We start from the raw sequence: 12,618 nt of genomic DNA, 5'->3' as shown, positions 1-12,618 counted from the left end.
ATATGAAAATAAAACTACAGCAGCCATCATAAATCTTAAAAATAACAGTGAATAAACACTAACTCCTCCCGCATAAGCAAAAACAGCCAGAACCGGTGTCATCCCAAAACCAGCTGCAGAAAGCAAAGCAAAGATTGCTCCTTTATAATAAGGATCCATTAATTATCACTCCTGTAAATTGTATTTATCTTCTATTTCAAAAAACTCCCTGATATTCCTTTTTAACTAAGGCTGATTTCACGAAATCAATCATAGTTATAAAATCAAAGACCGGAAGTGAAAGTGACTGATGAACTGACTTAGCATATGGAGGCAGCATACTGCATTCTAATAAAACTGCCCCAATCTCAGGATTTTCTTCGATCATCTTTTCACTCACCTCTAAAACTTCTTTTTCTATTTTTTCAGTGTCCAAATAACCTTCTTCTAGAACTCCAAATTTATAGAAATTTTCTTTGTTCTCCATTCCCCGAATTACAACTCTTTCTCGGTCAATATTAACTGAATCTAAGAAACTGTCGTCATCTAAACTATCAGATTTTGCACTAATAATTCCAACTTTTTTATCTCTAGCAATTATTGAAGAAATAAATGGGGCTTGTAAAAGGCTTGACAAAAAGACCGGTATATTTACTGCTTCAGCAACCTCTTTCTGAAAAAGAGCAAAAAATCCACAATCAGCAGTTATCGCCCTTACACCTGACTTTTCTAAATCTTTAGCAGCTTCAATTATAATTTCCAAAGCCGTTTGATCTTTATTAAATAATCTATCAAAGGTAAGTCCTTCAACTAATTTATATCTAACAGGATAATCATAGGTGCTTGCATTTCCAACATCTCCAGGAATAAAAGGTGCCTTAAAATCTAAAAGTAAAATCCCAATAACTTCACCATAATTGTCCTGAGCTCTATTTGCATGATATATCATTTTTTAAATCCTCCCTCTATAAATTGCATTGATCTCTCTAAATATTTTGAATTTAGTCATTTTAAACTAAATAGTCATTCCTGCTCCTTGGTCAGCGGATTTACACAACTGAGCATAAATATGCATCATTCCCTGTTTTACTTTTGCTTCGGGCTGCTTCCATTTTTCTCTTCTGGCAGCCAATTCTTTTTCACTGAGCTTAACATCTAAAGTCGAATTCTTGATATCTACAGAAATTATATCTCCATTTTCAACCAGAGCAAGTGGTCCTCCAGCATAAGCTTCTGGGGTAACATGACCAATAATTGGGCCGTGATTAAAACCAGAAAATCTGCCATCAGTTATTAAACCAACGCTTTCATCCAAGCCGTAGGCTACTAAAGCATCTGTACTCAACATAATTTCTTTCATTCCTGGAGCTCCTTTTGGCCCTTCATAGCGAATTACCATCACATCTCCCGGTTCTATTTCCCCTGCTTTAATTGCTTTAACTCCTTCTTGATCACGATTAAAGACCTTTGCCGGTCCAGTGAATTTTTTCATACTTTCTGGTACCGAAGATGATCTAACAATAGCACTGTTTGGAGCCAGATTCCCTCTTAAAATTTTTAAACCACCATCACCATTAATCGGATTATCTAAAGATCTGATTACTTCTGAATTCCTATTTTTCGCTTCAGCAATTATTTCTCCAATAGTTTGACCGGTTATAGTAGAAACATTTAAGTCTAAATATAATTCTAATTCTTTTAATAGTGCAGGTACACCTCCTGCTTTATGGAAGTCTACAATTGAATAACTACCAGATGGTTTGACTCCACAAATACAGGGTATTTGATTTCCAAACTCTGCAAAATCGTCTATTGTTAATTCTACTTTGGCCTCTCTTGCTAGAGCTAATAGGTGCAGAATCACATTTGTCGAGCCACCCATAGCAATATTTGTTTTAACAGCATTTAAGAAAATTTCTCTATTTAAAAGATCACTTGGTTTTAAGTCTTCTTCCACCATAGAAACAATCCTTTTTCCTGCTGATCTGGCTGCTCGTTTTTTGTCAGCATATACTGCTGGGATAGTTGCTGTTCCTGGTAAATTAAGTCCTAATACTTCTGTCATAATCTGCATACTGTTGGCTGTTCCCATTGTAGAACAGGCCCCAGGACACATACAGGCAATATTTTCAATGTCTCTGACTTTCTGACTGTCAGCATCTTTACCCATTGTCATCACACCTACATCAGATGGCAGAACTTCTTTTCCCTGATATTCTCCGGTCAGCATTGAGCCACCAGTGATTACTATCGAGGGTACATCAACTCTAATTGCCCCCAACATCACACCAGGAATAATATTATCACAGCTGGCCAGTAAAACTAATCCGTCAAATTGATGGACAGTAGAAACATATTCTACTCCCATCGCTACTACATCTCTTCCAGCCAGCTCATATTTCAATTCTTCTTCTCCTACAATCATATCGCCACAGGTTGAAGGAGCACCAAACTCTACCGGTACTCCACCTGCAGCCCAAACTCCCTGTTTAATACTCTCTGCAATTCCATTTAAATGAGCATGTCCTGGTGCACCTTCATTATATGTATTGACAATTCCAATATGAGGTTTATTTTTAATATCAGCATCATCAAAACCACATCCTTTAAGCATTGCTCTTCTCATAATAGCATCTGTTCCAACAAATTTATTATTCATCTGTTTATTCCTCCAGTATTTTTTAAATAGATTTTGCTACTTCGTAAGCATCCCAAATCGAATACATAATATTTGCAACCTTTTTAGAGTCGCCAATTAAATTGACTTTAAGATCCATATCTTTAATCTGCCTGTATAATTTTTTGTTTTCTTTATACCCGGCAGCAATTATAATTGTATCTGCTTCGATGTTTTCTCTTCTAAAGTTTTTAGAAATTACGCTTACAGTATTCTTATCTATTTCTAAAATACTGCTTCCTGTTTTAACATCTATCTTATGGAAATCAACCAGATCTTTTAACATATCTGAATTGGCATGGGAAACAAAAATAGAATCTAATAAATCATCCATCATTTCAACAATTGTTATTTCTTTTCCTTTTTCTGCTAACCAGACTGCAGTTTCTACTCCAACTAATCCTCCACCTAAAATTACTACTCTTTCTCCAATTTGATCTTCATTCATTAGTGCTCTGCAGGCAGTTATTACATTTTTTTGCTCGACTCCAGCAATTGGTGGAATATTTGCTTTGGCACCAGCAGCTATTATAACTTCATCTGGAGACAATTCTTCTATTAATTTCTGATCTACCTCCTGCTCTAAGTTGATATTAACTTCAAGCTCTGCTAACTCATTTTTATACCACTCAATAAGCTTTCTTTCATCCTTTTTAAACTCGGGTACGGAAGCTTCAATTAAATGGCCGCCTAGGTAATCATTTTTTTCATAAAGCTTAACCTTATGACCCCTCAAGGCACAAACTCTAGCAGCTTCCATGGCTGCTATTCCGCCTCCAACTATCATTATTTCTTTTTCCTTCAGTGCAGAATCTATGCTATATTCCACTTCTCTTCCACAGGCTGGATTAACTGCACATGATATTTTCTTTCCACTTTCCATTCTCCCCATACAGCCATCATGACAGCCTAAACATGGTCTAATTTTATCTAATTTTTGATATCTAACCTTATTTGGCCAATCAGGGTCAGCTAATAATCCGCGACCAAGTAAAGCCATATCAACCTGTCCTTCTCCAACTGCCTGGGCTGCCAGTTTAGGATCATCAAGTCTGCCAGCAGTTAAAATTGGAATATCAACTACTTCTTTTAGTTTTTGAACATAAGGTAAATAAGGGCCGTGGTCCATATATGTTGGGGGATGAGCCCAATATAATGCTTCATATGAACCTAAATCTGCATTAAGAGCATCATAACCAGCCTCTTCAAGTATAGCAGCTACCTCAAGACCTTCTTCTAGAGTTCTTCCCTTTTCCTGATAATCTTCACCGGGTAAACCTCCCTGATGCAGTTCCTTAATACAGCTTTTTACCCCATAACGCAAGGTAACAGGATAATCGCTGCCTAATTTTTTCTTAATTCCCTCGACAATTTCAGCTGCTACCCGAAGTCTATTTTTTAAATTTCCACCATATTTATCCGTCCGATTATTAAATAGAGATAGAGCAAACTGATCAATTAAATAACCCTCGTGCATTGCATGCACTTCTACACCATCAAAACCAATATCCTCTGCTAAAACTGCAGCATCTATCATCTTTTGAATCATAAATTCTACTTCTTCAGTTTTTAATTCCCGGCATGTAATCTCAGGCTGACTAAAGTGAGCTACAGCAGAAGGTGCAGCCGGATGGCTGTCCACTACATCTAAAAATAGTGATCTGCCAAATCCCATAGTCAGCTGCAGAAATATTTTCGCTCCATGGGCCTGCACTCTTTCGACCATTTCAACAGCAGTTAACTTAAATGCTGTCGGGTTTGTTGAAATATTTTGAAAAATACCGGTATGTGTTTGTTCAATAGTATTTTCAACTTCTACACCACCCGTGATAATCAAACCCGCTCCCCCTTTTGCTCTTTCTACATAATACTCAATAGCCCTCTGATCAAAAGCATTATCAGAATTGATTAAACCTGAGGCAGCCATGGGTGCCATACCTATTCTGTTTTTGATCTCCAGATTAGCAATTTTTAACGGTTCAAATAAACTTGAATATTTTTTATCCATTTTTTGACCTCCTAAATTAATAATTAATTCTACCCTATAATAATGCAATATTTATGCCATTCCTTATTTAGCAGGCATCTTAGTTAAAAATGGAGTTTATTTATATCAATATTTAATTTTTTCTATAAATTTTAAGTAATATTATTCTTCTCTACTGTCCAAAAAGTTGACAGATGTCAAGTTATCTAGAATCTGATTCAGGGTAGTTTAAAGCCATATTTCTCCAGTTTATTATAAAGTGACTGTCGAGAAATAGATAGTTTTTCTGCTGCCTGACTTATATTATTCCCTGTTTCCTTTAAAGCAGCTGTGATTAAATGTTTTTCTAATTCTTTGGTATTTTCTTTTAAAGATAATTTATTTACTGCTTTAAACTCTAAATTTTTATAATCTTTAGCTGAACCGGTCTTTTTTAAAATATATTTAGGAATATCTTCTGGCCTTATTTTGCTTTCATCAGCACTATTAATAAAGGCTGCTTCTATACAATTTTTAAACTCTCTCACATTACCGGGCCAGCTGTATTTAAGAAATATTTTTTCAACTTTGGTATCTATACCTTCTATATTTTTAGAAAATTTGCTGTTAAAATCATTTATAAAATGATCAGCCAAAACTTTAATATCATCTTTTCTATCTCTCAGTGGTGGGATTTCAACATTAACTACACTCATTCGATAAAATAAATCTTCTCTAATTTTATTTGTATTTAATAAATCATCCATCTTTTCATTTGTTGAAGCAATAATTCTAACATTAGTCTTATATTCTTTTCTGCCGCCAATTCTGCGAACCCTACCATTTTCTATAACCCGCAACAGTTTAGCCTGCAGTGAAAGCGGCATTGAGTTAATTTCATCAAGAAATATAGTTCCTCCATTTGCTAATTCAAATAATCCTTTTTTCTTTTCTGAACCGGTAAAACTTCCCTTAGTTGTACCAAAAAATAGACTTTCCATTAAGTTTTTAGGTATAGCCGCACAGTTTTGAGATATAAATGGTTTAGAGGCTCTTTTACTTGCATTATGAATAGAATGTACAAACAATTCCTTGCCGCTTCCTGTTTCTCCATAAATCAAAATATTCGAATCATATTTAGCAGCTCTTTTAAGCTGAGCTATGATTCTCATTACCTCTGCATTTCTGGTAATAATATCAGAAAACTGATATTTAGAACCCAAATTATGTTCATGTTTGCTTTTAGATTCGGCTTCAGCTGTACTAACTATACTGTTAATATCATAGGATAAAAAAACCACTCCTAAAATTCCTTCTTCATTTTTTAAAGGAAAGGCAGTATTAATGGAGTTAACCTCTGTCCCATCATCTAACTGCATAACCTGAGGCTGATTGACTACCGCCTCTTCGGTTTTCAGGACTTTTAAGGCGGTGCTTGTTTCCCAATCAAGCCAGGGATAAACCTCTAAAAATGGTTTACCTACAACTTCCTCAGTTCCCAGTTTATTATGAATATCATTATAATTATTGTAATAAAGAATTCTGGCATTCTTATCTATAATGCAGATAACATCAGTTTCTTTAAATGCTCTTTTAATATGATGAAGATTTTTAAAAGACATAAATATTGCTCCTTTGAATATTCTTTTGATTATAAATTAAACTTATCCACTGTTTTTGTTAATTTTTCTGCGGTTTCTGCTAGTCTTTTAGCTGATTCAACTACTTCTTTAGTAGAATTAAGCTGTTCTTGACTATATGAAGCAACCTCTTCTGAACGTTGAGCAGATTCTTCACTAACTGCAGCAATTTGATTAATTATTTCTGCCACTTCTTTACCTTTGCTGTTAACTTTATTTGTTTTCAAATCAATATTTTCAATAATTTCACTTAATTTAACTGAAACTGCTTTCACCTTATCAAAGGAAAGTTTAGTATTTTCAATAACATCAACACTACTTTTAACAACATCTTCTGTTTCATCCATTTTATTTACCGAATTATTAACTCCTTCTTGTATATCTTTTATCAACACTTCTATTTTTTCGGTAGCCTTAGAAGATTCTTCAGCTAAATTTCTAATTTCATCTGCAACAACACTAAATCCCCGTCCAGCTTCACCCGCCCTAGCTGCTTCAATAGCAGCATTTAAAGCCAAAAGATTTGTTTGAGATGCAATACCATTTATTAAATTAACAATATTACCTATTTCTTCAGATAAAACACCTAACTCACCTATACTATCTGAGACCTGTTTAGTATTTTTATTAACACTTTCAATTTTTTCAATGGAACTCTCCATGGATCTGCTTCCATTTTCAATATTATTCATCACTAATTTTGTTTCACTTTTCATATTTTTTGACATTTTATCAATATTATCTATCTCTTTACTCAACTCAGCAACGACTGCTGTGCTTTCTTCAGTCTGGGCTGACTGCTCTTCAGCACCAGAAGCAACATGCTCAATAGATGACCCAACTTTTTCAGCCGAATCTTCAAGATTTTCTCCAGATGCACTAAGTTCTTCACTAGATGATGATAAATCTAAAGCAATGTTGTTAATTTGAGATATCATATTTCTTAAGTCATCCTGCATTTCATTTAAAGCTTCAGATAAAATTGATATTTCATTATTTCCTTTAGCTTCTATTTTTTTAGCATTTAAATTACCTGAAGCAATTTCTTTAGAGAAATTAGTTGCTTCAATGATTGGATCTGCTATTATTTTTGAAATATATAAAGCAAGTATAGTAATTAATACTAACACAGCTAAAATAATTGTGATTATTTGCTTATACATTTGATTTATTTGTGTTTGCAACTCTTTTTTAGGTATTACAGATATAAAATTCCATGATGTTTCTTGAGATTTATATGTATTAAATAAATATTCTTCTCCTCCCATTACTGCTTCAAAATAATTATTTTTACTCTGATTTAAATTATCATTTAAACCTTCTACACCCAGCTCTGAAATATTTTGAAAAGTTAATTCTGATTTTCTAGGGTGTGCTAAAATATTATTTTGATCATCAACTAAAATAATGAATCCTTCTTTTCCAATTGTAATATCTTTGATCAAAGAAGTTAGACTACTTAAACCAATGTCAATTCCTAATACTCCCATAAATTCTCCTGCCTCATTATTAAAAGCTGTTACAGCACCAATATTGACAGTATCATCCGCTTCCCAATAATAAGGATCTGTTAAAGAAACTTTATTTTTATTATTTACTCCTACTTTATAAAAAGGTCTTTCTCTAGGATCATAATTACTGCCGATAACTCCTGCTGGATGCTGAATCATCCCTCCATATTTTGTACCTATATAAATATATGATACTTCAGGATGGGTTTTAGAAAAATCATCAAAAAGATAAAATATTTCTTCTTCTATTCCTCCATTTTGAGATGGAGTCATCATTAAATTATCATTACTGTTAGTTAAATATTTGGTTATATTATTATCAACCTGAGCTATGTATTCATTTTTAGCTAAGAAGTTTGTATTAGCTTTCAACTGCTGAAAATATAGGTTAATCGCATTATCTACCTGAGTTACTTCTCTTTTAGTTGACTCTATAAATGAATTTTCAATTATTTCTTCGACATTTTTGATTTGAAAATAACTTACTACCCCTAATGGAACCAAAGCAATTAATAATAAAACAACTGTCAATTTGAATTTAATGCTGTTAAAAAACATTTTTTTTATATTTTTAATTTTACTCACTCCTCAAAATATTGTTTACTGTATACTGTCGACTATTACTCTTATTATACTATTTCTTGATGCTTTTGCAAAGCCCTTTATTTTTTTAGAAAGATTTTGGAAGCTCAAATTGGGAAATTTTTTATTTGACAAGGGGAAAATAATTTATTATACTTTTATTCATACAATTTAAATATTATAAATGTTATGATAGGAAATGAATAATAAATATATGATAACAGAGAATCGGTATTTGCTGGAAACCGTATCTATTTTATTATTACTCTCATCCTTGAACAGTAAGGCTGAATCTAGTAAGTCTTATCGGTAAATTTTTGCATCCGTTATCTTAATGCTAAAGTACTATTTATTTTTAAAAGTACTTATTGAGGCTATTAACTTTATTAATAGTGAATTAGGGTGGTACCACGTGAATAAACCTCTCGTCCCAAATAATAGATTTAGGCTGTTATTTGCGATGAGAGGTTTTTATTTTTTAAAAATTATAATCTAAATATTAAAAGGAGTTGAAATTATGAAAAAACTATCAGGTGCTGAAATCTTCATTGAGTCTTTGAATAACGAGCAGGTAGAATTAGTTTTCGGGTACCCTGGAGGAGCCGTTTTACCAATTTTTGAAGAGTTTCGTAAATCAAAAATAAAATTTGTAATGCCCTACCATGAGCAGGTAGCTATCCATGCTGCAGGTGGTTATGCTAGATCAACCGGCAAAGCTGGAGTTTGTGTAGCAACATCTGGACCAGGCGGTACCAATTTAGTTACAGGTCTGGCTACAGCCAATATGGACTCTATTCCGATTGTAGCTTTTACAGGTCAGGTACCGATGTCTGCCATTGGTACAGATGCTTTTCAGGAAGCAGATATTAGAGGTATTACTGCTCCAATAACCAAACATAACTATTTAGTTAAAGATATTAATGATCTTGCGCAAACTATTAAAGAGGCCTTTTATATTGCCCAAACAGGTAGACCAGGCCCGGTTTTAATTGATATACCGAAAGATATTTTAATGCAGACTGCAGAATTTAACTATCCAGATAAAGTTTATTTACCCGGATATAATCCAACCAAAAAAGGACATGGTCTTCAGATCAAAAAAGCAGCTGAAGCTATAAACACTGCTAAAACTCCAGTAATTTATGCTGGGGGAGGAGTAATTAACTCAAATGGTAGTCAGGAATTAAGAGAATTAGCTAATAAGAGTGGAATTCCTGTTACAACAACTATGATGGGTTTAGGTTCTTTTGACAGCACAAGCCCCCTAAGTTTAGGGATGTTAGGCCTACACGGAACAACTCAGGCAAATAAGGCAATATATAATGCTGATTTGATTATCGCAGTTGGAGCAAGATTTGACAATCGGGTAACCGGAAAAATTGATAAATTCGCCCCTAATGCTAAGATCATTCACATTGATATTGACCCTGCTGAAATTGGAAAACGCCTCTACATTGATATTCCAATTGTAGGAGATGTAAAATTTGTTTTAGAAGAATTAAATCAAAAAATTAATGAAAATGAACACCCAGAGTGGATGCAGCAAATTAATAAATGGCGGGATCTGCACCATCAAAAGGCCTATCAGCCTAAAAAAGGGAAACTGACTCACCGCCAGGTTATGGAAGAAATTTATAATGTCAGTCCAAAAAACACTATAATAACTACTGAAGTAGGACAGCATCAAATGTGGGCAGCCCATTATTATAAATATACTGAAGCCAGGTCTTTTATTTCTTCAGGTGGTTTAGGTACCATGGGCTTTGGTTTTCCAGCTGCTATTGGAGCCCAACTGGGCAACCCAGATAAAAAAGTTATAGTTATCGCAGGAGATGGAAGTTTTATGATGAATATGCAGGATATGGCGACAATTGCCAAACAAAATCTGCCGATAAATATAGCTATCTTTAACAATAAACAGCTGGGAATGATTAGACAGCTGCAGGAAGTTTATCAGAATAAAAATTACTTCTCTACCTGTTTAAGAAAAGATGTTTCCTGTCCTCCAGACTGTTCTGCAGGAGGAGAAAATTGTCCAGAAGAAATGATACCGGATTTTGTTAAGTTAGCAGAAGCATTTTCTAACTTTAATGCAATCAGAATTGAGAAAGTTGAAGATATAAGACCAGCAATTGAAGAGGCTGTCAACAGTCCTAAGCCCTATCTACTTGACTTTATTATGGAAGAAGAAGAAACAATGTTCCCGATGGTTGTTGATGGTGACAGTTTAGATGAAATGCTTTTACACAAAGAAGAGATCAAATAAGTTTTTTAAATTATAATATTAAATAGGTGGAGCCAATTTATCCAGAAATTATGATTTCAAGCTAATTTCTGAAGCCAATTGTCGCTCCACCTATTTTTATTCTAGTTACCTTTTATTTATATGTTTTTGAATTAAATCATCAATTTAAATTATGCACTCTCTTTTTGCTGTGCCGGTGCTTTTTCAGCAAAAAGTTTATCCGCACTTGGGAAAGCAAAGTAAATAGCTAAGAGACCCGCAATTAAAACTAAGAAATTATAATGTAGATTAGGAATAATTTGAATTGGAGAAATTTTAGCTAATGAACCCGCTAATAAGATCTGAGCTCCATATGGAATTATTCCCTGCCAGACACAGGCAAAAATATCTAAAAGACTAGCACTACGGCGTAAATCAACATTATTTTCGATTGCTATATTTCTAGCAAGTGGTCCACTAATGATAATAGCAACTGTATTATTTGCTGTACAAACATCTGTAACACTAACTAAGGCTGCAATTCCAAGTTCTGCACCTTTAGTGTTTTTAATTCGACTGGAAATTGCATAAATTAGATACTGTAATCCGCCTTCTTTCCGGATCATCGCTGCCAAACCTCCGGCAAACATGGATAAGAAGAAGACCTCTGTCATACTATTAAAACCAGCATATGCTTCCTGAGCCATTGCAATAAACGTAAAATCACCAAATATAATACCAATTAAACCTGATAAAAGCATTCCACCAAATAAAACCATAAAAACGTTGACACCGATTAAGGCAAAGACTAAAACAGCAATATAGGGAACTACTTTAATAATTTCATAAGAATATTGTGAAGCCTGAACTGCTGTGTCCCCTACAAAAAAGAGGAATATTAAAGTAATGATAGCAGCCGGCAAAACGATTAAAAGGTTCATTTTAAACTTATCCCGCATCTCAACACCCTGAGTTTGAGTTGCAGCAATTGTAGTATCAGAGATAATGGAAAGATTATCACCAAACATTGCTCCCCCAATAACAGCACCGATAGTTAATGGTAATGGTAGTGCAGCTTTAGAAGCAATACCAACAGCAATTGGAACTACAGCGCCAATTGTTCCCATTGAAGTACCCATAGCAGTTGCGATAAAAGCTGCTATTAAAAATAATCCGGGTAATAAAAACTGAGATGGGATAATTGAGAGACCTAAGTTAACAGTTGCATCTACTCCACCTACTGCTTGGGAAACAGCTGAAAAAGCCCCAGCAAGCAGATAGATCATACACATTATAATAACATTATTTTCTCCAGCTCCTTTAATATAAAGATGAAACTCTTTCTTCCATTGAACCTGAAGCCATAAAGAAAGCAACAATAATTCCAACTAGAGCAGCAATTGGAGCAGGAAACTGGTAAAATGCCATTTCCACTCCCTGCATAGAAAAGTAAATACCCATTCCTAGATATAATACTAAAAAGACAAATAAAGGTATTAGTGCAACAGGATTTCCTTTATCCAGTTTTTCAACTTTATTTTTCATTTATACTTAACCCCCATTAAATTTATTTTTAAAATTTTCTGAGTATTATCCCCTTATAAGATCCTCCGTATTTCAGGAGGACCTGTCTTATACAGTATTTTTATTTTGTAGATCTTAATTTAAGATTTTAATTTAAATAGTTTATAATTGAACAGTTTATTTTTAAGCTTAAACTGTTGCTAAGGATTCATCTTCTTCGACATCAGCTAATACTGATAAAGAGTTATCTAAATCAGCAATAATATCTTCAACATCTTCAATACCAATTGAAATTCTGACTAATCCATCTGTAATTCCAGCCGCTAATCTTTCTTCACGAGGTACTGGAGCATGAGTCATTGAAGCTGGATGCTGAATTAATGTATCAACATCACCTAAACTAACTGCTAGAGTTGCTAAGTTAACATTGTTCATCATCTTCTCACCTGCATCATAGCCACCTTTTAACTCAAAACTAATCATACTACCAAAACCAGATGCCTGCTTTTTAGCTA

At 34.0% G+C, this 12,618-nt stretch carries 7 protein-coding genes and 1 pseudogene; 1 reads left to right on the top strand and 7 read right to left on the bottom strand.

Annotated elements, in window-relative coordinates:
* Positions 1 to 196 precede the first annotated feature (196 nt).
* From CI949_RS10665 to CI949_RS10645, 5 genes are all read right to left on the bottom strand, one after another.
* Complete coding sequence (locus CI949_RS10665; RefSeq protein WP_089717521.1) at positions 197 to 928, bottom strand: aspartate/glutamate racemase family protein; 732 nt, start codon at positions 926 to 928, stop codon at positions 197 to 199.
* A 66-nt stretch (positions 929 to 994) separates the two neighbouring features.
* Positions 995 to 2,638: a dihydroxy-acid dehydratase gene (gene ilvD / locus CI949_RS10660; protein ID WP_149796646.1), complete on the bottom strand. Its 1,644-nt coding sequence runs from the start codon at positions 2,636 to 2,638 to the stop codon at positions 995 to 997.
* Between the two features lie 22 nt (positions 2,639 to 2,660).
* Complete coding sequence (locus CI949_RS10655; protein ID WP_110301031.1) at positions 2,661 to 4,664, bottom strand: FAD-dependent oxidoreductase; 2,004 nt, start codon at positions 4,662 to 4,664, stop codon at positions 2,661 to 2,663.
* Positions 4,665 to 4,861: 197 nt separating this feature from the next.
* Positions 4,862 to 6,244 carry a sigma-54-dependent Fis family transcriptional regulator gene (locus CI949_RS10650; RefSeq protein ID WP_290766197.1) on the bottom strand — a complete coding sequence of 461 codons (1,383 nt, stop codon included), beginning with the start codon at positions 6,242 to 6,244 and terminating at the stop codon, positions 4,862 to 4,864.
* A 29-nt stretch (positions 6,245 to 6,273) separates the two neighbouring features.
* Complete coding sequence (locus CI949_RS10645; protein WP_143008799.1) at positions 6,274 to 8,358, bottom strand: methyl-accepting chemotaxis protein; 2,085 nt, start codon at positions 8,356 to 8,358, stop codon at positions 6,274 to 6,276.
* 514 nt (positions 8,359 to 8,872) lie between these two features.
* Between CI949_RS10645 and ilvB the strand changes: the two genes are divergently transcribed.
* A complete protein-coding gene (gene ilvB / locus CI949_RS10640; protein WP_089655281.1) occupies positions 8,873 to 10,621 on the top strand; it encodes a biosynthetic-type acetolactate synthase large subunit in 1,749 nt (582 codons plus the stop codon).
* 149 nt (positions 10,622 to 10,770) lie between these two features.
* Here the strand turns inward: ilvB and CI949_RS10635 are convergent.
* Together CI949_RS10635 and CI949_RS10625 are read right to left on the bottom strand one after the other, a co-directional pair.
* Positions 10,771 to 12,124, bottom strand: a pseudogene (locus CI949_RS10635) (Na+/H+ antiporter NhaC family protein).
* Between the two features lie 168 nt (positions 12,125 to 12,292).
* Positions 12,293 to 12,618 (bottom strand): PLP-dependent transferase (locus CI949_RS10625; protein WP_290766184.1); only part of this gene is annotated, 326 nt, incomplete at its 5' end.

This window comes from Halanaerobium sp. (assembly GCF_003070835.1).
Note: the sequence above shows the minus strand (reverse complement) of the source record. Positions and strands in the feature narration are given on the sequence as shown.